This is a genomic window from Bradyrhizobium sp. BEA-2-5, assembly GCF_032918025.1.
Classification (GTDB): Bacteria; Pseudomonadota; Alphaproteobacteria; order Rhizobiales; family Xanthobacteraceae; genus Bradyrhizobium; species Bradyrhizobium pachyrhizi.
Genome location: NZ_CP136629.1, coordinates 3,748,155 through 3,768,614, shown reverse-complemented (window position 1 = coordinate 3,768,614; position 20,460 = coordinate 3,748,155). Strand labels below are relative to the sequence as shown.

Genomic DNA, 20,460 nt, shown 5'->3' with positions numbered 1-20,460 from the left:
CGCTCGCGTAGCGGGGCGGCGCTCCGGCCGCACCCTATGAGAAATCATGGATTGCCTTCGAGGGGGCTTCGGCGGATGCGTCGCCGCTACTCCCCGCGCGATAACGGCTGTTGCTGCCCGCGAAATCCTGTCGCCAGGACATAGCGCTCCGACAAATCCTGCCGGCTGGCGGCCGGCTTGACGTGGCGGACGGTCGCGAAATCGCGCTTCAGCTGCGCCACCAGCTCGGCATCGGCGCCGCTCTGGAACGTCTTTGCGAGGAATGTGCCGCCGGGCTTGAGCACGTCACAGGCAAACGCAGCGGCCGTCTCGACCAGGCCGACGATGCGGAGCTGGTCGGTCTTGCGGTGGCCGGTGGTGTTGGCGGCCATGTCGGACATCACGACGTCCGCGCGGCCGCCCATCATCACGATCAGCTTTTCCGGCGCGTCATTGTCCATGAAGTCGAGCTGCGCGAAATCGACACCAGGAATCTCGGGCATCTCCAGCAGGTCGATCGCGACGACCCTGCCCTTGCCTTCCGCGGAGCCGACGCGCTTGGCGGCGATCTGGCTCCAGCCGCCGGGCGCGGCGCCGAGGTCGACCACGGCCATGCCGGGCTTCAACAGCCGATACTTGTCATCGATCTCCAAGAGCTTGAACGCGGCGCGCGAGCGATAGCCTGCCGCCTTGGCTTTCGCGACATAGGGATCGTTGAGCTGCCGCTCCAGCCAGAGCTTGGACGACAATTTGCGCTTGCCGCCGGTCTTGACCTGGACGTGCAAGCGGCCGGTGGTGTCTTTCGCCATGATGGTTCTTGCGTCTCGGTGTGTGTGCTTCTCCCTCGCCCCGCTTGCGGGGAGAGGGTTGGGGTGAGGGGCTGCTTCCGCATACTGAATGTGTGGAAGCGGCCCCTCACCCGGATCTTACGCTTCGCGTAAGATCCGACCTCTCCCCCGCAAGGGCGGGGCGAGGTAGCTCAGGCTCTAGCACGCCCGCAGCGCGCCGTCCTCGCGCATCATCTCGACCAGCATGCCCTCGCGCAGGCCGCGGTCGGCGACGCGCAGGCGCGGCAGCGGAAAGGCGCGGCGGATGGCATCGAGGATGGCGCAGCCGGCCAGCACGAGATCGGCGCGCTCGACGCTGATGCAGCTGTTGTTCGCGCGCTCCTCGTAGCTCATGCCGAGCAGCCTGTTGATGGTCGCGGTGAGGTCCCCATCGTTCATCCAGATGCTGTCGATACGGCGGCGGTCGTAGCGCGGCAGGTTGAGATGGATGCCGGCGAGCGTCGTCACCGTGCCGGACGTGCCGAGCAGGTGCATGTCGCGCAGATCCTTGCCGTGCTCGGCCGCGAACGGCGCGACGTGCCGCGCGACCTCATCGATCATTCGCGCATACATATCCCTGGTGACGTTCTTGCCGCCGAAATGTTCGGCCAGCGTGACGACGCCGAGCGGGATCGACATCCACGCCTTGATGCGTGGCGCCGCGTCGAGCGCGTTGGGATCGCGCTCGATCCGCACCAGCTCGGTCGAGCCGCCGCCGATGTCGAACAGGATCGCGCCGCGTCCTCTGGGGTCGACCAGCGGCGAGCACCCGAGCACGGCGAGCGAGGCCTCGGTCTCGCGGTCGATCACCTCGAGCTCGATGCCGGTCTCGGCCGCCACCCGCGCGCGGAAACTCTCGGCGTTGCCGGCGGCGCGGCAGGCCTCGGTGGCGATCAGGCGGAGCCGGCGCGCCTTGCGATAGCGGATCTTGTCGCTGCAGATGGCCAGTGCGGCAATGGCGCGCTCGATCGCGGCCTCGCTAATGCACCCGGTCGCGGAGACGCCCTCGCCGAGGCGGATGATGCGTGAGAAAGAATCGACCACGCGAAAGCCGTCGTGGGTCGGACAGGCGATCAGCAGCCTGCAATTGTTGGTGCCGAGGTCCAGCGCGGCGTAGACGCCACTTTCCGCCGCTGCCGCAACCAACCCTGGCGGGGCTTCGCTGGCCGGGGGGCCGTCGCAAAGCCGCACATGGTCGTTCATCAAAACTGTCTTTCCGCGGGACCAAAAGGCCCGCCGAATAATTATCGTTCACGGAAACTTTAGCAGCGTCAAAGCCCTACGCAAACTCCGTTCACATTGGGTCCATGCCCAATCGGGCGTTGTCGTTAAGGGGGGTGTGCGTTATCTCCTCAGCGCCCCCAAACTCCAGCAAATCCGGGCATTTCAGGTCATTTTCGATGCAAGATCACACGCCGCCTGCCTCCCTCGAAAACGCTATCGCACTGCAAAAATACGGTGTCGGACAGCCTGTTCGACGAAAGGAGGACGACACCCTGGTGCGTGGCAAGGGCAAATACACCGACGATTTCTCGCTGCCCGGCCAGGCCACTTGCTGGATGGTTCGCTCCTCGCATGCTCACGGAATCATCAAGGGGATCGATACGGCGGCCGCCAAGGCGATGCCGGGCGTGCTGGGGGTGTGGACCGGCGCCGACCTTGCCGCCGCCGGCTATGGCCCCTTCACCTGCGGCCTGCCGCTGAAGAGCCGTGACGGCTCGCCCCTGCTCCAGACCAACCGCCAGCCGCTCGCGGCCGACAAGGTCCGCTTCGTCGGCGATCCCGTCGCCTTCGTGGTCGCGGAGACGCTGGCGCAGGCCCGCGACGCCGCCGAGGCGGTCGAGCTCGACATCGAGCCGCTGCCCGCGGTGACCGATCCCGAGGAAGCCGCCAAGCCCGGCGCGCCGCAGCTTTACGACCACATCCCTGATAACGTCGCGCTCGACTACCACTATGGCGACATGGACAAGGTCAACGCGGCCTTTGCCAGCGCCGCCCATGTCACCAAGCTCGACATCGAGAACACCCGCGTCGCCGTGGTCTCGATGGAGCCGCGTGTTGGCCTTGCCTCCTACGACAAGAAGACCGAGCGCTACACGCTTCAGGTGCCGACGCAGGGTGTGTCCGGCAACAAGGCGATTTTGGCGCGCCTGCTCAACGTGCCCGCCGACAAGGTGCGCATCCTGACCGCCAATGTCGGCGGTTCCTTCGGCATGAAGAACATCAACTATCCCGAATACATGTGCATCCTGTATGCGGCCAAGGCGCTGGGACGTCCGGTGAAGTGGCTTGACGAGCGCTCCACCAGCTTCCTCTCCGACAGCCACGGCCGCGCGCAGAAGATCCATGCCGAGCTCGCGCTCGATGCCGAAGGGCATTTCCTGGCGGCGAAGCTTTCCGGTTACGGCAATCTCGGCGCCTACATCACCGGCGTCGCGCCGGGGCCGCTCTCGCTCAACACCGGCAAGAATTTCTCCAGCGTCTATCGCACGCCGCTGATGGCGGTCGACATCAAGACGGTGCTGACCAACACCACGTTGATGGGCGCCTATCGCGGCGCCGGCCGGCCCGAGGCGAACTACTACATGGAGCGGCTGATCGACCGCGCCGCCGACGAGATGGGCATCAACCGGCTGACCTTGCGCAGGCGCAACTTCATCAAGCCGAGCCAGATTCCGTTCCCGGCCTCGTCCGGCGTCACCTATGACAGCGGCGACTTCCAGGCCGTGTTCAACAAGGCGCTCGAGATTTCCGACCACGAGAATTTCGCCAAGCGCAAGAAGGAGAGCAAGAAGGCCGGCAAGCTGCGCGGCATCGCGGTCGGCTCCTATCTCGAGGTCACGGCGCCGCCGAGCCCCGAGCTTGGCAAGATCGTGTTCGATCCCGACGGCACCGTGCAGCTCATCACCGGCACGCTCGACTACGGGCAGGGTCATGCGACGCCGTTCGCGCAGGTGCTGTCTGACCAGCTTGGGGTGCCCTTCGAGAAGATCACCCTCGAACAGGGCGACAGCGATCTGGTGCGGTTCGGCAACGGCACCGGCGGCTCGCGCTCGATCACCGCGACTGGACAGGCGATCGTCGAGGCCTCGGCGCTCGTCGTCGAGAAGGGCAAGAAGGCCGCCGCGCATATGCTGGAGGCCTCCGAGGCCGACATCGAATTCGGCGCCGGCCGCTTCACCATCGCCGGCACCGACCGCTCGATCGGCATCATGGAGCTCGCCGAGCGGATGCGCGCCGGCAAGATGCCGGAAGGCACGCCGGAGACCCTCGACGTCGATCACGCTACCAAGGAGACGGCGTCGACCTTCCCGAACGGCTGCCACGTCGCCGAGGTCGAGATCGATCCGGAGACCGGCGTGGTGCAGATCGTGCGCTACAGCGCGGTGAACGATTTCGGCACGGTGATCAACCCGATGCTGGTCGCCGGCCAGCTCCATGGCGGCGTCGTCCAGGGCATCGGCCAGGCGCTGATGGAGCACGTCCGCTACGACGAGAGCGGCCAGCCGATCACGGGCTCGCTGATGGACTACGCCCTGCCCCGCGCCGAGGACGTGCCGGCGATGCTGGTCGGCGATCATCCTTCGCCGGCGAAATCCAATCCGCTCGGCAGCAAGGGCTGCGGCGAAGCCGGCTGTGCCGGCAGCCTGTCGACGGTGGTGAACGCGGTGATCGATGCTCTCTCCGAGTACGGCATCAAGCACATCGACATGCCGCTGACCCCGGAGCGCGTGTGGCGCGCGATCCAGGAGGCGAAGGCGAGCGCGGCGTAAGGCGCCGTTTCGCCTCACCCACCGCTGTCATCACCCGCCACCGGGTCGGCGCGATGCGCCGCCCGATGACAGGCTCCAGCAGGTGATCCAGCATTCCAGAGGCCGCAGTGATAGAGCCGAGAAGCCGCGGCGTACTGGATTCCCCGCCTGCGCGGGGTATGACACCTGTTGGTGCGGGGCGGTCTTGCCCCTTCCCTACGTCGTCGCCCGCTCGGGTCCAATCACGCCAACGTCTTCAGCGCGCGGTCCAGAAATTCCACCCGGTCCTGTCCCCAAAAAATCTCGCCGGACGGCAGCACGTAGCTCGGCGCGCCGAACACGCCGGCCTTCAGCGCGTCCTGCGTGTACTGCTCGTAGAGCCGGTCGAGCTCGACATCCGACGGAGCGCCCGCGCGCAGGGCGGCCACGTCGAGGCCGGCGCGTTGCGCGGCGGCCGACATGACGTCGGCGTCGGCGAGTGCCTCCTCGCGTTCCCAGATCGCGCGGCCGAACTCCAGCGACAGGCGGTGCGCATCCTTCCCCTGCAGGGCGGCAGCAATGACGAGGCGCACCGCCGCAAGGTCATCGCTGGGAAAATACCTAGGCTCGACGTTGAGCGGAATGCCCCTCACCTCGCGCCAGCGCCTCAGCTCCACCAGCCGATACGCCTGCCGTTGCGGCGAGCGTTTCGGCAGCGGCAGGCCGCCGGTCTGCTCGAAGATCGGACCGAACTTGCAGGGCTTGACGTTGACGCTTGCGCCATGGCGCCGCGCGATCTCAGCAAACGGCGCGCTGCCCATGAAGGTCCAGGGCGAGTTCAGCGACAGATAATAGTCGATGGTGATGGACATCTACGCCGCCGTCTGTTCGCGCGGTTGAACAATCGCGATGTGCCAGCAATGCGCGAGCGGCACGCCATTGCCGAGCACCAGCGCATCGAGCTCGACGAAGCGGTGGCCTTTCTTGTCGTAATTGCCGGTCACCTTGGCGCGCGCGGTCAGCTCGTCGCCGATCTTGCCCGCCGACAGCAGCTGCATGCGGGTGCCGACATGGATCCAGGGCCCGAGGATCGCATTGTCGACCAGCACCTTGTTCATCACCCGCGGCAGCAGGCCGGGATGGCCGAGACCCTCGCGCAGGTAGATCGGGTCGGTCTCGCGGATATCGGCGAGATACTCCTTCGCGGCATCGCCCGACCAGTCGCGCGGGATGGTGCCGAGCCACTTGCCCTCCTCATAGGACGACGCACTGACCGGCTTGCGCTCGGCGACCGCGGCAACCTGCTTGTAGTCGTCGAGCACGAATTTCGGCGCGGACACCGGCAGCGAGGCGGTGCCGGTGGCGCAGAGCTCGCCGCGGCTGTGGAGCTCGATCGTCAGCCCATTGCCGGTCTCCTGGCCGGTCAATTCCGCGATCTCGCCGTCATAGACCGGTTTCACGAAGCGCGCCTCGATCAGGCCGCGCGCGAGGAAATCGCGGCCCCATTTCTCGACCGGCAGGTGCATCATGTAGGCCATCACGTCGACGCCGGGCACCAGCCCGCCGGAAAAGCCGAACTTCCGCGCCACGGTGTCGTCGTGGATCTTGTTCTCCGACAGTTTCGAGGTGTTGTACGCCGAGACGCGGTAGGTCAGCGAAGCCGTCTTCGAATCCATGGGGTTTCCCCTTATTTCCGTTGTTTTTCTCAGGCAATCGTAGTCGAACCGGGCAGCGTGACAAGCCTCTCGTTTTGCTCGCTATTTTCCGCCCGATGGAGTACACGCAGGCCGCGCCTGCCAACCCTGGAATCGATGACTGAAACCCCTGCCCCCACCCGCATCTATGTCGACGCCGACGCCTGCCCGGTGAAGGACGAGATCTACCGTGTCGCGCTCCGGCACGGCGTGCCCGTGAGCGTCGTCGCCGGCAATTTCATTCGCGTGCCGCAGGACCCCTTGATCGAGCGGATCGCCGCAGGTGCCGGCATGGACGCAGCGGACGACTGGATCGCGGAGCGCGCCAGGCCCGGCGACGTCGTCGTCACGTCGGACATTCCGCTGGCGAGCCGGTGCGTGAAGGCGGGCGCCGACGTGATCGCGCCGAACGGCAAGCCGTTCACCGAGGAATCGATCGGGATGACGCTGGCGGTGCGCAACCTCATGACGGATCTGCGCTCGGCCGGCGAAGTCACGGGCGGGCCGAAATCATATTCGCCACGCGACCGCTCGACCTTCCTGTCGACACTCGACCAGACCATCCGCCGGATCCAGCGCCGCCGCGCCGAGCAGGCGCCGGCGAACGGGGGTTAGCGCGATGGCTCCGCCCCCGCTGATCCAATTGAAGGACATCAGGCTGACCTTTGGCGGCACGCCGCTCCTGAGCGGCGTCGAGCTCAATGTCGCGCCGGGTGAACGCGTCTGCCTGATCGGCCGCAACGGCTCCGGCAAATCGACACTGCTCAAGATCGCCGCCGGCCTGGTCGAGCCTGATTCCGGCACGCGTTTCGTGCAGCCCGGCGCGACCGTGCGCTACCTGCCGCAGGAGCCTGACTTCGGGGACCACAAGACCACGCTCGCCTATGTCGAGGCGGGGCTTGCGCCCGGCGACGACCAGCACCAGGCGCGTTATCTGCTCGAACAGCTCGGCCTCAGCGGCGAGGAAGATCCCGCGCATGCCTCCGGCGGCGAAGCGCGCCGCGCGGCGCTCGCCTGCGTGCTGGCGCCCTCGCCCGACATTCTGCTGCTGGACGAGCCGACCAACCATCTCGATCTCTCCACCATCGAATGGCTGGAACAGGAGCTCGACAGCCGCCGCAGCGCGCTGGTGATCATCAGCCACGACCGCCGCTTCCTCACCAATCTCTCGCGCTCCACCGCCTGGCTCGATCGCGGCAGGATCAAGCAGATCGACCGCGGCTTTGCCTCGTTCGAGAGCTGGCGCGACGAGGTGCTCGCGGAAGAAGAGCGCGACCAGCACAAGCTCGACCGCAAGATCGTCGACGAGGAGCACTGGCTGCGCCACGGCGTCTCCGGCCGGCGCAAACGCAACGTCAAACGGCTCGCCAATCTGCATGCCCTGCGCGACCAGCGCCGCAACTATCGCGGCACCGCCGGCAGCGCCACGCTCGCCGCCGCCGAGGCCGAGAAATCCGGCCGCCTGGTGATCGAGGCGAAGGGCATCACCAAGGCCTATGGCGAGCGCAAGATCGTCGAGAATTTCTCCACCCGCATCCAGCGCGGCGACCGGCTCGGCATCATCGGCCCGAACGGTGCCGGCAAGACCACGCTGGTCAACCTGCTGACCGGCAACGATCCGCCCGACTCGGGTTCGGTGCGGCTCGGGGCCAATATCGAGATGGCAACCCTCGACCAGCACCGCGAAAGCCTCGATCCCAAGTCGACGCTGGCGGAAGCGCTGACCGGTGGCCGCGGCGACCACGTCATTGTGGGGGGCAAGCCGAAGCATGTCGTCGGCTACATGAAGGACTTCCTGTTCGCGCAGGAGCAGCGCGGCACGCCGCTCGAAGTGCTCTCCGGCGGCGAGCGCGGCCGCCTGATGCTGGCGCGCGCGCTGGCAAAGCCGTCGAATCTCCTGGTGCTGGACGAGCCGACCAACGATCTCGATCTCGAGACGCTCGACGTGCTCGAGGAGATGCTCGGCGATTACGAGGGCACGGTGATCCTGATCAGCCACGACCGCGACTTCCTCGACCGCGTCGTCACCTCGGTGATCGCGCCCGAGGGCAACGGCAAGTGGGTCGAATATGCCGGCGGCTACAGCGACATGCTGGCGCAGCGCGGCGCCGACCTGAAGCGTGAGACGGCGAAGGCGGATGCCGCGACCGAAGAGAAGAAGGAAGCCAGAGCCGCGGCGCCCGAAGCAGCACCGAGGCGCCGGCTGAGCTTCAACGAGAAGCACGCGCTGGAAACCTTGCCGAAGACCATCGACAAGCTGCACAACGAGATCGCCAAGCAGCAGAAGCTGCTCGACGATCCCGATCTCTATACGAGGGATCGCAAGACATTCGACGCCGCCTCGGCCGCGATCGCAAAGGCGCAGCAAGAGCTCGCTGCCGCCGAGGACCGCTGGCTCGAACTCGAGGTCCTGCGTGAAGAGATCGAACAGGCGTAATTGTAGGATGGGTGGAGCCAACGGGACCGCGCAAAGCGCGGCCCGATGATAAACTCCGCGAAACCCATCCTGTGTGCGCGCAGAAGAAAGTCGATGGGTTTTGCGTCGCTCTACCCATCCTACGAGGTCGGAGAAGAAGGATAAATCATGACCACATCCCTCGCCGCCAAGATCGCCCGCGAATACGGCACGCCCTGCGCCGTGATCGACATGGACAGGGTCGAACGCAACATCGCGCGCATCCAGAAGGCCTGCGACGACGCGGGCGTCGCCAACCGCCCGCACATCAAGACGCACAAGAACCCGACCATCGCCAGGATGCAGGTCGCGGCCGGCGCCAAGGGCATCACCTGCCAGAAGCTGGGCGAAGCCGAGATCATGGCCAATGCCGGCATCGACGACATCCTGATCAGCTACAATCTGCTCGGCGAAGAGAAGATGGCGCGCCTCGGCGCGTTGCAGGCGAAGGCGAACATGACGGTGGCCGCCGACAATTCGACCGTCGTCGCCGGCCTGCCGAAGGCGGCTGCGGCGTCGGGCCGGCCGCTCTCGGTCGTGGTTGAATGCGACACCGGCCGCAAGCGCGCAGGCGTCGAGACGCCGGCTGAAGCGATTGCGCTGGCGCGCGAGATCGCGGCGTCCAAGGGGCTCGAATTCGCTGGCTTCATGCTGTACCCGACCGAGACCGGTTGGGCGGATGCGCAAAAGTTCTACGACGAGGCGCTGGCCGGCGTGCGCGCGCACGGGCTGGACGCAAAAATCGTCTCGACCGGCGGCACGCCGAACCTCGTCAACATCGGCAAGCTCAAGGGCGGCACCGAGCACCGCTTCGGCACCTATATCTACAACGACCGCATGCAGGTCGCGGCCGGCGTCGCCAGCTGGGACGATTGCGCGCTGCATATCTATTCGACGGTGGTCAGCCGCGCCGCGCCCGAGCGCGGCATCCTCGACGCCGGCTCGAAGACGCTGACGACTGATACCGGCGGGCTCGACGGCCACGGCCTGATCCTGGAGCATCCCGAGGCCAAGATCGCGAGCTTCGCCGAGGAACACGGCTTCCTTGATCTGTCTCGCAGCAACACGCGGCCCAATGTCGGCGACGTGGTGCGGATCGTGCCCAATCACGTCTGCGTCGTCGTTAACATGATGGACGAGGTCGTGATGGTGCGCGGTGACGAGATCATCGGTGCGTTGCCAGTGACGGCGCGCGGGAAGTTGCGCTAGCCGCATCCTACGCATCTACCCGTGCATCAGCGCCTGCAACTCGCGATCCAGCGCTGCGCGAAACACCTTGATCGGCCGCGCCAGGCGGCCGGCCGGCGGGCGATGCACGATCCAGGCGCGGACCGCGGGATTGAAATCCGCGATCTTCACGGCCTTGAGCCGGCTACGGATCGGGCTTCGTTTCAGCGCCACCGGCGTCACGAGGCCGATGCCGAGCCCTCGCGCCACCAGCGACAGCCGCAACTCGCTATCGAGCGCCTCAACCGCGATGTTGAACGGCAGATGCGCCGCATCGAAATGGCGCTTCAGCGTCTGGCGGAAGCCGCAGCCGTCCTGGTTGATCACCCATCCGATCCGCGACAGCCATTCGAGATCGACTGACTTCGGCGTCTTCATGTCGCGCGCGACGACGAACACCACCGGCTGCGCGCCGAGATCGTCGGCCACGAGATCGTCGGGCGGCGCGGTGCCGTCAGGCAAACAGATTGCCGCGGCATCGAGCTCGTTGCGGCTGACCCGCTCCATGTGGTTGGGCGACCAGCCCGAGACGACGCGCACCGCCAGCGCGGGAAATTCGCCGCGCACCGCGTCGAGCGGTCCGGTGAGCCCCGCCTCCGACAAAAACGGCGTCAGGCCGAGCCTGAACTCGCCGCGCACCACGCCGTCATTGGCGACGCCTGACTTGAGGTCATCGAGCATGCGCAGCAGCCGGCGGCCCTGCTCATAGGCCTCGATTCCCGCCGCCGTCGGCTTCAGCGGCTTGGAGAGCCGGTCGAGCAGCTGCGCGCCGAGCATCTCCTCGAGATTCTGGATCCGCCGCGTCACGCCGGGCTGGGTCAGGTTCAGCCGCGCCGAGGCCGCGACGATCGATCCGGTCTCCACCACGGCGACGAACGCCACGAGGTCATGCGTGTTCATAACAATCTCGCATATTCTTCATCATCTTATTTGAATTGTAGCATATTAGGCCGATCCCCTAAAGGGGGCCTCGCCACTCCATCGCGAGGCCCCATGACCATCTCCGAAGCCACCAAACTCTCCCCGGCGCGCACCGTCGCCGTGCGTCCGCTGATCTGGATCGGCGCCATCACGACCGGCACCGTCGTTACCAATCTCTTTGCGCCGCAGATCCTCGTCGGCCTGATGGGCCGCTCGCTCGGCATGACCGAGCTGGAGGCCGGCCTGATCTCGACGCTGACCCTGCTCGGCTATGCGCTCGGGCTGCTGCTGCTGGTGCCGCTGGTCGACCTCGTCGAGAACAAGCGGCTGATCCTGCGGACGCTGGCCTGCGCCATCGTCGCGGCGATCGGCACCGCGATGGCGCCGACGCCGCTGATCCTGCTGGCCGCCACCTTCATCCTCGGCGCCTCCTGCGCGGCGATCCAGATGGTGGTGCCGCTGGTGGCGTCGATGGTGCCGCCGGAGCGTCGGGGACAGGCGATCGGCGATGTGATGAGCGGCCTGATGATCGGCATCCTGCTGTCGCGACCAATGGCGAGTTTGATCGCGGACAGCTGGAACTGGCGCGGCTACTATTTCACCTCGGCCGTGCTGATGACGGTGCTCGCCGGCGCATTGGCGCGCACGCTGCCGACGCTACAGCCGGCGGCGAAGGTCAGCTACGGCGCGCTGCTGCGATCGTTCCCAAAACTGCTGCGCGAGGAGCCGGTGCTGCGCGTCCGGTCCTGGACCGCTGCGCTGGTGATGGCCTCGTTCACTGCGTTCTGGGCCGCCGTGGCGCTGCGGCTGCCGGATGCGCCATTCAAGCTCGACGCCAGGGGGATCGCGCTGTTCGCGCTGATCGGCGTTGCCGGCGCTATCGCGACACCGCTGGCCGGCCGCTGGGGCGACCGTGGCCTGGCGCGGCCGATGCTGATCGGCTCGCACATTCTGATCATTGCATCGCTGGCGCTGTGCGCGTGGGCCGGGGTGCTGGAGTCGCGGATCGCTGCACTCGTCGTGCTGAGCCTCGGCACCATCCTGCTCGATCTCGGCATCACCACCGACCAGACGCTCGGCCGCCGCGCCGTCAACCTGCTGCGCCCCGAGGCACGCGGCCGGATCAACGGCCTGTTCGTGGCGCTGTTCTTCATCGGCGGCGCCGTCGGCGCGGCTGCGGCCTCCGCGGCGTGGAGCTTTGGTGGCTGGACCGCGGTGTGCGCGGTGGCTGCAGCGTTCGGTGTGCTCGGCTTGATCACCGACCTCGCGACGAAGACGGGATCAGAATGAGTGGCACGGCGTGGGATGGGTTTCGCTTCGCTCTACCCATCCTACAGTGCTACGATTTCTGCACGAACCATCGTAACGCGCCCTTCCCGGCGGCGACGCCCGTTGCGAACGAGGCCTGCAGCAGGTAGCCGCCGGTCGGCGCTTCCCAGTCCAGCATCTCGCCTGCGGCGAACACGCCCGGCAGCCGCCGCAGCATGAAATGCGCGTCGAGCTCGTCGAACCTGATCCCGCCGGCGCTCGAGATCGCGCGTGCGGTCGGCGCCACGTCCGTGATCCGGATCGGCACCGCATTGATCAGTTCGGCCAGGTCGGCCGGCGGCAGCGCGGCCAGCGAACGGCCGGCGGCGACCGCCGCTTCCTGCAACAAACCGATGCCGACCGGCGAAAGCTGCCCGGCCTTGCGCAGGAAATTGGAGACGGTCTGCTTGCCCTTCGGCGCCGAGAGGCGCGCGACCAGTTCGTCACGCGCGGCGTCGGGCCGCAGTGCCACCGTCAGGGTCGCCGTGCCCTTGGCGAGCACCGCCTCGCGCAATTCCGCCGACAGCGCATAGATGGCACCGCCTTCGATACCGCTGCGGGTGATCATGGCTTCGCCGCGCACCGTCTGTGCACCGACCGTCAGCGCCACGCCCTTGAGCGGCTGGCCCTCGAAGCGATCGCGGAACACATTTGACCACGCGACCGTGAAGCCGGAATTGGCTGCTTTCATCGGCGCCACCGCAACGCCCTTCGCGGTGAGGATCTCCGCCCAGGCGCCATCGGAGCCGAGCCGCGGCCAGCTCGCGCCGCCGAGTGCCAGCACGATTGCATCGGCATTGACTGTGCGCTGGCCGTCCGGCGTCTCGAACAGCAGTCCGCCGCGCGCGTCCCATCCAACCCAGCGATGCCGGAATGCGAACGCAACGCCCGCGGAATCGAGCCGCCGTAGCCAGGCGCGCAGCAGGGGCGATGCCTTGAACGCCTCGGGGAATACGCGGCCGCTGGTGCCGACGAATGTCGGCTGCCCCAGCGCATCGCTCCAGGCGCGTAAGGCATCGGGCGGAAATGCCTCGATCGCAGCCTTCAGATGCGGCATCGCCTCGCGATAGCGCGCAAGGAAATCCGTCAGCGGCTCGCTGTGGGTGAGATTGAGCCCGCCGCGGCCGGCCATCAGGAATTTGCGGCCTGCGGACGGCATCGCGTCGTAGACGGCGACGCGGGCGCCGCCCTGCGCCAGCACCTCCGCCGCCATCAGCCCGGCGGGGCCGGCGCCGATGACGGCTATGGCCGTCAGAGCTTGATCCCCGCCCGGGCCGCGGCCTGCGCGACGTATTTCTGCGTCTGCTCGAAGGCGCCTTGCAGCACTTTCGCCTTCGACATGTCGCTGATCTCTTCGAAATGCGCAGCAACCGCGTCCGGCGTCCATTCGGACTCCGGCAGGTTGATGCCTTCGCTCTCGAGAATCTTGATCACGGCGAAGGAGCCGGCACCGGCGCCCATGATGGTGCGGGTGGGCGCGTCCTCGCTGAGCATATACTCGACCGCCGGCGTGATCGCGTTCGGCTTCATCAGCTGCAGCGCCTGGGGCGGCAGCAGCTCTTCCGTCATGCGGGTCGCCGCCGTGGGCGAGATGATGTTGACGCGGATGTTGTTCTTGCGGCCTTCTTCCGCGAGCACGTTCATCAGGCCCACCATGCCGGACTTGGCCGCACCGTAATTGGCCTGGCCGAAATTACCGTAGAGGCCGGAGGACGAGGTGGTCAGCACGATGCGGCCGTAATTGCGGTCGCGCATGCCGGCCCAGGCCGCCTTGCAGCAATAGAAGGTGCCGACGAGGTGCACGTCGAGCACCTTCTGGAAATCGGCGGCTTCCATCTTGCCGAACGATTTGTCGCGCAGGATGCCGGCATTGGCGCACAGGAGATCGACGCTGCCCCACTCCTTGGTGGCGCGCTCGACCATGGCGGTGACCTGCTCGAAATTCGAGACATCAGCGCCGTCGGCCATCGCGGTGCCGCCGGCCTTGCGGATCTCCTCGACCACGGATTCGGCCGCCGACAGCGAGCCGCCGGTGCCGTCGCGCGCGCCGCCGAAATCGTTGACCACGACCTTGGCGCCGCGGCTGGCCAATCCCAGCGCGTGCGCCTTGCCAAGACCATTGCCCGCGCCGGTGACGATGGCGACGCGTCCGTCGAACCTGATTGCCATGCTGTTGATTCCTGTTCTTTCCTTCTCCCCTTGTGGGAGAAGGTGGCGCGAAGCGCCGGATGAGGGGTTCTCTCCACGGATGAGCACGCGGAGAGAGACCCCTCACCCGGCTTCATCTCGCTCCGCTCGATTTCGCCACCCTCTCCCACAAGGGGAGAGGGTGCACGCCTGAGCGGCATGAAAAGGTTGGGGACTTTTGAGCAGCGATGGATGGCCGGGTCAAGTGTTGCGCTGACCGGCCACGGGGTCAGTTAGACTTCAGGGGCCATCGACCCGCAAGGTTTCAAGGCTTTGAACCGGTGCCCATCGTTCAAGGTCTTGTCCTTCAAGCTCTTGATCAGGTGCCCGTTCCAGCACTCGTGATGCTCCTGGGCGTAGCTGATCGAGCCGATCACAATCAATGCGATGACAACAAGTCCGGCGACGATGTTCTGCACCATGGCTGCCACTCCCGGGACCGCACCGCCTAAAGGCGGCATGATGGACACCGGGGATCAAGGCCGTCAATGCGCTTCTTGGACCATGCGGGTTCGCTCCACCTCTGCTGCTTGCGGAAAAAGGTGGAGCTACTCAACCATCTCCTGGAGCCTTTTCCGTTCCGAATGAATCGGAACGGGGCTCTAGATTCCTGTTCGCTCTAGCTGAAATAGATCAGGCCGAGCCAATCCGCGACCAGCGCCGGCTTGTCCTCGCCTTCGATCTCGACCGTGACGTTGGTGCGGGACTGCAATTCGTTGGGCTTGCGCAGCTTGGCCTCCGCCAGCACGAAGCGGCCGCGGACGCGCTTGCCCGAGCGGACCGGTGAGATGAAGCGCAGTCGGTCGAAGCCGTAGTTCACCCCCATCGTGGTGCCTGCGATGACGGGCATCACCTCGTAGGACATGATCGACAGCAGCGACATCGTCAGGAAACCGTGCGCGATGGTGCTGCCGAAGGCGGTCTCTTTCTTCGCTCGTTCCGGATCGACATGGATGAACTGGTGATCCTCGATCACGTCGGCATAGGTGTCGATGCGCGGCTGGTCGATCAGGTGCCATGAGGACACGCCGATCTCCTTGCCGACCATGGCCTGATAGGCCTGAAGCGTAATCGGCGGCTTCTTCCAGACTTCGTTCACTGGCTGACCTCCTAACCGGAGGTCCGCACCTTCTGCAGCTCCGGAAATTCTTCCTCGCGGAACTCGGCTCCGCGCAACGCATCTGTGCGATTATCGTCATGTTCGAGCCGGCGCAACTGCACCCGGCGGATTTTTCCGGAGATCGTCTTCGGCAGCTCTGTTACCAGCTCGATCTTGCGGATGCGCTTGAATGGCGCCAGCCTTGTGTGCAGGTGCTGGAAGATCGACAGCGCCGTCTCCGGCGTGCGCTCGACACCGGACACCAGCAGAACATAGGCCTTGGGGATGGCGAGCCGGATCGGATCCGGGCTCGGCACCACCGCGGCTTCCGCGACCAGCTCATGCTCCAGCAGCACGCTTTCGAGCTCGAACGGACTGATGCGGTAATCGGACGACTTGAACACGTCGTCGGAGCGGCCGACGAAGGTGAGATAGCCCTCGTCGTCTTCGAACACGACATCGCCGCTGCGATAGAGCTCGCCTTCGGCGCCGGACAGTTTGCCGTCGTCGCTTTGATAGCCCTGCATCAGGCCGGCCGGGCGGTCTGCGCCGAGCAGCAAGGTCACCTCGCCCTCCTTCGCGGCGTGGCCGTCATTGTCGGTCACCTGCACGCGATAGCCCGGCAGCGGCCGGCCCATCGAGCCGACCTTGATCTTCTGGCCCGGCGAGTTGCCGGCAAGCGCCGTGGTTTCGGTCTGCCCGTATCCGTCACGGATGGTAAGTCCCCAGGCCGATTTGACCTGGTCGATGATCTCCGGATTGAGCGGTTCGCCGGCGCCGCACACCTCGCGCAGCGAGACCTTGAAGCTCGCGAGCTTCTCCTGGATGAACAGACGCCATACCGTCGGCGGCGCACACAGCGTGGTGACGCCGCAGCGGCCGATGGTGGCGAGCAGCGCCTTGGCATCGAAGCGCGGCTGGTTGACCACGAATACGGTCGCGCCCGCGTTCCACGGCGCGAAGAAACAGCTCCAGGCGTGCTTGGCCCAGCCGGGCGAGGAGATGTTGAGATGGATGTCGCCGGGCTTCAGCCCGATCCAGTACATGGTGGAGAGATGGCCGACCGGATAGCTGCGCTGGCTGTGCCGGACCAGCTTTGGTTTTGCCGTCGTGCCCGAGGTGAAATAGAGCAGCATCGGGTCGTCGGCGTTGGTCGGGCCATCGGGCGTGAACGCCTCGGGCGCCTTCGTCGCATCCTCGAACGGCAGCCAGCCGTCCTGCGGCTGCGTCGCGCCGACCACGATGCGCACGACATTCTCGGTGCCAAGGCTCGCGAACTTTGCGACCTGATCCTCGGCGGCCACCACCGCCTTCGCCTTGCCGCGATCGAGCCGGTCGCGCAGCTCGTCGGCGGTGAGCAGCGTCGTCGCGGGAATCACGACGACGCCGAGCTTCATCGCCGCCAGCATCGTCTCCCACAGCGGAACCACGTTGCCGAGCAGCAGCAAAAGGTGGTCGCCGCGCTCAAGGCCCTGCGCGCGGAGGAAGTTGGCGACCTGGTTCGAGCGGCGCGACAACTCGGCGAACGAAAGCCTGGTCTCGTTGCCGCTAGCGGCATCGACGATCCACAGCGCCGGCCGGTCGCGGCTGTCGGCATTGTGCGCCAGCTCGGCGTCGAACCAGTCGAGCGCCCAGTTGAAAGGAACCGGATCGGGCCAGCGGAATCCCTTGACCGCTGCCTCATAATCCGTGCGGTGCTTGAGCAGAAAGGCGCGAGCGTCCTGAAATGTGGTCATCTTCTTCCGAGCCCGTTGATTGGCAACCAGCGTTACCGTCAAGCGTAGCCCGGATAGAGCGAAGCGCAATCCGGGGCGGTCGCGCCGGTCGATAAAGCAGTCCCGGATTTCGCTGCGCTCCATCCGGGCTACGAACGGCCCGCTACTTTCCAGCGAGACTCCTAACGTGCTTGATAATTCCGGAAAAATCCACCCCACCCTGCCCGGCTGCGTCGAAAGACTGATAGATCTCCTGCGCATGCTTGCCGAGCGGCGTCGCCGCGCCCGCAGCCTTCGCGGCGTCCTGCGCCAGCGTCAGATCCTTCACCATCAGGGCCGAGGCGAAGCCCGGCTTGTAGTCGTTGTTCGCCGGCGAGGTCGGCACCGGGCCCGGCACCGGGCAATAGGTCGTCAGCGACCAGCACTGGCCCGAGGAGGTCGAGGCGACGTCGAACAGCGCCTGATGCGAAAGGCCGAGCTTCTCGCCGAGCGCGAAGGCCTCGCTGACCGCGATCATGGAGATGCCGAGGATCATGTTGTTGCAGATTTTTGCCGCCTGGCCGGCGCCGGCGCCGCCGCAATGCACGATCTTCTTGCCCATGTTCTCCAGCACCGGCTTGGCCGCGGCAAATGCCTTCTCCTCGCCGCCGCACATGAAGGTGAGCGTTGCGCCCTTGGCGCCGCCGGTGCCGCCGGAGACCGGCGCATCGACCGAGAGCACGCCGTTCTTGGCGGCCAGTGCATGCGCGGCCCTCGCGCTCTCGACGTCGATGGTGGAGCTGTCGATGATCAGCGCGCCTTTGGTCATGGCGGGCACGACCTCGTTCCAGACGCCGAGCACGTGCTTGCCCGCGGGGAGCATGGTGACGACCACATCGGCGCCCTTCACCGCACCGACGCCGCTCTCGGCGATCGCGGCACCGTCGCTCTTGGCCTGATCGCGGGACGCTGCGACCAGATCGAACGCGGTCACCTTGTGGCCGGCCTTGACGAGATTGGCCGCCATCGGGCCGCCCATGTTGCCGAGACCGATGAATGCGACGTTTGCCATGGGAAGTCCTCCGCTTGCGACGTTTCTATTTGCTGTCAGGAAATTTCAACTCGTCGGTGCCGATCTCGGCGAAGTAAGGCGCGAGCATCTCCGGCGTCACCTGTTCGATCCCGGCCGGCATCCATGTCGGGTTGCGGTCCTTGTCGATCACGGCGGCGCGCACGCCCTCGCGAAAATCGTCGCTGCGGAAGACTTCCAGTGCGGCGCGGTATTCCCGCACCAGACACTCTTCCAGGTTCGACGCCGTGCGCGCAAGCCGCAGCAGTTTCAGCGTCACCACCATGCCGCGCGGCGATTTCTCGTTGAGCGTCTTCAGCGTCGCCTGTGCCAGGTCGGAGCCGTCGGCTGTCAGCGCGGCGACGACGTCCTCCATCCGGCCGTGTGCGAACCAGCCGTCGATTTTGGCCTGCATCGCGGCGACAGGGCCAGCCGTCTCGCTAGTCGCGAAGCCTCCGATCAGCCGATCAATCTCGGCCGAACTCGTACCCGGCGCAACCTTGGTCAGCGCCTCGCGCAGCGCCGGCAGCTTTGCGCTCGGCACCACGGCGTCGGCAAATTTGGCGTAGATTGCATCGGGACCGTTCATCGTGGTGCCGGTGAGCCCGAAATAAGTGCCGATCTCGCCGGGCGAGCGGGACAACAGCCAGGTGCCGCCGACATCGGGGAAGAAGCCGAGCCCGACTTCGGGCATCGCAAGCTTGGTGCGGTCGGTGACGACGCGGTGGCTGGCATGGCCGGAGAGGCCGACGCCGCCCCCCATGACGAGGCCGTCCATGAACGCGACGTAGGGCTTCGGGAATTTCTTGATCCGCGCGTTGAGGATGTATTCGTCGCGCCACAGGATCTTGCCGAGATCGCCCTTGACCTTGGAGCTCTCCCAGAGGCCGCGGATGTCGCCGCCGGCGCAGAGGCCGCGCTCGCCGGCGCCTTCCAGCACGATGACAGCGACATCGGGATGGGCCTCGTACGCATCGAGCGCCTTGTCGATGTCGTGGAACATCTCCAACGTCACGGCATTGATCGCCTTCGGCCGATTGAGCCGGATGATGCCGGCAGAACCTTCCTTGCGCGCGATCAGATCGCCTTCGGCTGCTGCCGCATCATTCATCGCGCGCCCTCGATCAGCTTGCGCGCCACGATCAGCCGCATGATCTCGTTGGTGCCTTCGAGGATCTGGTGCACGCGCAGATCGCGCACGATCTTCTCGATGCCGTACTCGCTGAGATAGCCGTAACCGCCGTGAAGCTGGAGCGCGTGGTTGGCGACCTCGAAGCCGACATCGGTGCCGAAACGCTTGGCCATCGCGCACAGCATGGTGGCGTCGGGGTCCTTGCGGTCCAGCGCTGCCGCGGCGCGCCACAGGAAGGTGCGCGCGGCCTCAAGCTCGATCGCCATGTCGGCGAGGCGGAATTGCAGGGCCTGGAATTCGTCGAGGCGTTTTCCAAACGCCTTGCGCTCCTTCATGTAGACGCGCGCCTTGTCGAGCGCCGTCTGCGCGCCACCGAGCGAGCATGCCGTGATGTTGAGGCGGCCGCCGTCGAGACCGGCCATCGCGATCTTGAAACCGACGCCCTCCTCGCCGAGGCGATTGGCCGCCGGCACCCGGGCGTTCTCGAACATCACGGCGCGGGTCGGCTGCGCGTTCCATCCCATCTTGCGCTCATTGGCGCCGAAGGAGACGCCCGGCGTCTTGCCGTCGATGACGAGGGTCGAGATGCCGCCGGGGCCGTCGCCGCCGGTCCTGACCATCGCGACCAGGAGATCGGTGCCGCCGGCGCCGGAGATGAATTGCTTCTGGCCGTTGAGGACGTAGTGGTCGCCGTCGCGCACCGCGCGGGTGCGCAGCGCTGCCGCGTCCGAGCCCGCGCCCGGCTCGGTCAGACAGTAGCTTGCGATCAGCTCCATGGTGCAGAGCTTTGGCAGCCATGTGTGGCGCTGGGTGTCGCTGCCGAAGGCATCGATCATCCAGCTCGCCATGTTGTGGATGGAGATGAAGGCCGAGGTGGTCGGGCAGCCCGTCGCCAGCGCCTCGAAGATCAGCGCCGCGTCGAACCGCGTCATCGCGGATCCCCCGACATCGTCGCGGATATAAATGCCGCCCATGCCGAGCGTCGCGGCCTCGCGCATGACGTCGACGGGGAAATGCTTCTCCTCGTCCCAGCGCAGCGCGTGCGGCGCGATCTTCTCCGCCGCGAACGCGAGCGCCATGTCGCGGATTGCGATCTGATCCTCGTTCAGAGCGAACTGCATGCTTCGCCTCTCGGGA

At 66.3% G+C, this 20,460-nt stretch carries 18 protein-coding genes; 5 read left to right on the top strand and 13 right to left on the bottom strand.

What is annotated here, in order from left to right; genetic code table 11:
- Nucleotides 1-86 precede the first annotated feature (86 nt).
- Nucleotides 87-788, bottom strand: coding sequence for an RlmE family RNA methyltransferase (locus RX327_RS17390; RefSeq protein WP_317250955.1), 702 nt, complete (start codon nucleotides 786-788; stop codon nucleotides 87-89).
- A gap of 177 nt (nucleotides 789-965) precedes the next feature.
- Nucleotides 966-2,009 (bottom strand): Ppx/GppA phosphatase family protein, encoded by a 1,044-nt coding sequence (locus RX327_RS17385; RefSeq protein WP_317250954.1) that lies wholly within the window; start codon nucleotides 2,007-2,009, stop codon nucleotides 966-968.
- Between the two features lie 197 nt (nucleotides 2,010-2,206).
- Between RX327_RS17385 and RX327_RS17380 the strand changes: the two genes are divergently transcribed.
- On the top strand, nucleotides 2,207-4,579 hold the full coding sequence (locus tag RX327_RS17380) for a xanthine dehydrogenase family protein molybdopterin-binding subunit (protein ID WP_317250953.1): 2,373 nt from the start codon (nucleotides 2,207-2,209) through the stop codon (nucleotides 4,577-4,579).
- A gap of 221 nt (nucleotides 4,580-4,800) precedes the next feature.
- On the opposite strand, the gene RX327_RS17375 is transcribed toward RX327_RS17380, so the two are convergent.
- Together RX327_RS17375 and RX327_RS17370 are read right to left on the bottom strand one after the other, a co-directional pair.
- Nucleotides 4,801-5,409, bottom strand: a complete 609-nt coding sequence (locus RX327_RS17375) for a 2-hydroxychromene-2-carboxylate isomerase (RefSeq protein WP_028335034.1) — start codon at nucleotides 5,407-5,409, stop codon at nucleotides 4,801-4,803.
- Nucleotides 5,410-6,213 (bottom strand): hypothetical protein, encoded by an 804-nt coding sequence (locus RX327_RS17370; protein WP_028335033.1) that lies wholly within the window; start codon nucleotides 6,211-6,213, stop codon nucleotides 5,410-5,412.
- Nucleotides 6,214-6,348: 135 nt separating this feature from the next.
- On the opposite strand from RX327_RS17370, the gene RX327_RS17365 reads away from it, so the two are divergent.
- From RX327_RS17365 to RX327_RS17355, 3 genes are all read left to right on the top strand, one after another.
- A complete protein-coding gene (locus RX327_RS17365; protein WP_317250952.1) occupies nucleotides 6,349-6,846 on the top strand; it encodes a YaiI/YqxD family protein in 498 nt (165 codons plus the stop codon).
- A gap of 4 nt (nucleotides 6,847-6,850) precedes the next feature.
- Nucleotides 6,851-8,668 carry an ABC-F family ATP-binding cassette domain-containing protein gene (locus RX327_RS17360; RefSeq protein ID WP_317250951.1) on the top strand — a complete coding sequence of 606 codons (1,818 nt, stop codon included), beginning with the start codon at nucleotides 6,851-6,853 and terminating at the stop codon, nucleotides 8,666-8,668.
- A 147-nt stretch (nucleotides 8,669-8,815) separates the two neighbouring features.
- Nucleotides 8,816-9,895, top strand: coding sequence for a D-TA family PLP-dependent enzyme (locus RX327_RS17355; RefSeq protein WP_317250950.1), 1,080 nt, complete (start codon nucleotides 8,816-8,818; stop codon nucleotides 9,893-9,895).
- 15 nt (nucleotides 9,896-9,910) lie between these two features.
- Here the strand turns inward: RX327_RS17355 and RX327_RS17350 are convergent, their stop codons facing one another.
- A complete protein-coding gene (locus RX327_RS17350) occupies nucleotides 9,911-10,813 on the bottom strand; it encodes a LysR family transcriptional regulator (RefSeq protein ID WP_050386732.1) in 903 nt (300 codons plus the stop codon).
- A 93-nt stretch (nucleotides 10,814-10,906) separates the two neighbouring features.
- Between RX327_RS17350 and RX327_RS17345 the strand changes: the two genes are divergently transcribed.
- Nucleotides 10,907-12,124, top strand: a complete 1,218-nt coding sequence (locus RX327_RS17345; RefSeq protein ID WP_050386733.1) for an MFS transporter — start codon at nucleotides 10,907-10,909, stop codon at nucleotides 12,122-12,124.
- A 49-nt stretch (nucleotides 12,125-12,173) separates the two neighbouring features.
- On the opposite strand, the gene RX327_RS17340 is transcribed toward RX327_RS17345, so the two are convergent.
- From RX327_RS17340 to RX327_RS17305, 8 genes are all read right to left on the bottom strand, one after another.
- A complete protein-coding gene (locus RX327_RS17340; RefSeq protein ID WP_317251274.1) occupies nucleotides 12,174-13,397 on the bottom strand; it encodes a TIGR03862 family flavoprotein in 1,224 nt (407 codons plus the stop codon).
- Entirely contained in the window at nucleotides 13,394-14,311 is a 918-nt protein-coding gene (locus tag RX327_RS17335; RefSeq protein WP_317250949.1) for an SDR family NAD(P)-dependent oxidoreductase, read from the bottom strand. The genes RX327_RS17340 and RX327_RS17335 overlap by 4 nt, the downstream gene beginning before the upstream one ends.
- Before the next feature lie 251 nt (nucleotides 14,312-14,562).
- The gene (locus tag RX327_RS17330; RefSeq protein ID WP_167350426.1) at nucleotides 14,563-14,751 is read right to left on the bottom strand and encodes a hypothetical protein; all 189 of its coding nucleotides are present in this window, start codon (nucleotides 14,749-14,751) and stop codon (nucleotides 14,563-14,565) included.
- Nucleotides 14,752-14,948: 197 nt separating this feature from the next.
- On the bottom strand, nucleotides 14,949-15,428 hold the full coding sequence (locus RX327_RS17325) for a MaoC family dehydratase (protein WP_317250948.1): 480 nt from the start codon (nucleotides 15,426-15,428) through the stop codon (nucleotides 14,949-14,951).
- Between the two features lie 11 nt (nucleotides 15,429-15,439).
- Nucleotides 15,440-17,164, bottom strand: a complete 1,725-nt coding sequence (locus tag RX327_RS17320) for an AMP-binding protein (protein WP_317250947.1) — start codon at nucleotides 17,162-17,164, stop codon at nucleotides 15,440-15,442.
- A gap of 142 nt (nucleotides 17,165-17,306) precedes the next feature.
- Nucleotides 17,307-18,194, bottom strand: coding sequence for a 3-hydroxyisobutyrate dehydrogenase (mmsB, locus tag RX327_RS17315; RefSeq protein ID WP_317250946.1), 888 nt, complete (start codon nucleotides 18,192-18,194; stop codon nucleotides 17,307-17,309).
- 25 nt (nucleotides 18,195-18,219) lie between these two features.
- Complete coding sequence (locus RX327_RS17310) at nucleotides 18,220-19,302, bottom strand: enoyl-CoA hydratase/isomerase family protein (RefSeq protein WP_317250945.1); 1,083 nt, start codon at nucleotides 19,300-19,302, stop codon at nucleotides 18,220-18,222.
- Nucleotides 19,299-20,444, bottom strand: coding sequence for an isobutyryl-CoA dehydrogenase (locus RX327_RS17305; protein WP_317250944.1), 1,146 nt, complete (start codon nucleotides 20,442-20,444; stop codon nucleotides 19,299-19,301). The genes RX327_RS17310 and RX327_RS17305 overlap by 4 nt, the downstream gene beginning before the upstream one ends.
- Nucleotides 20,445-20,460: the final 16 nt, after the last annotated feature.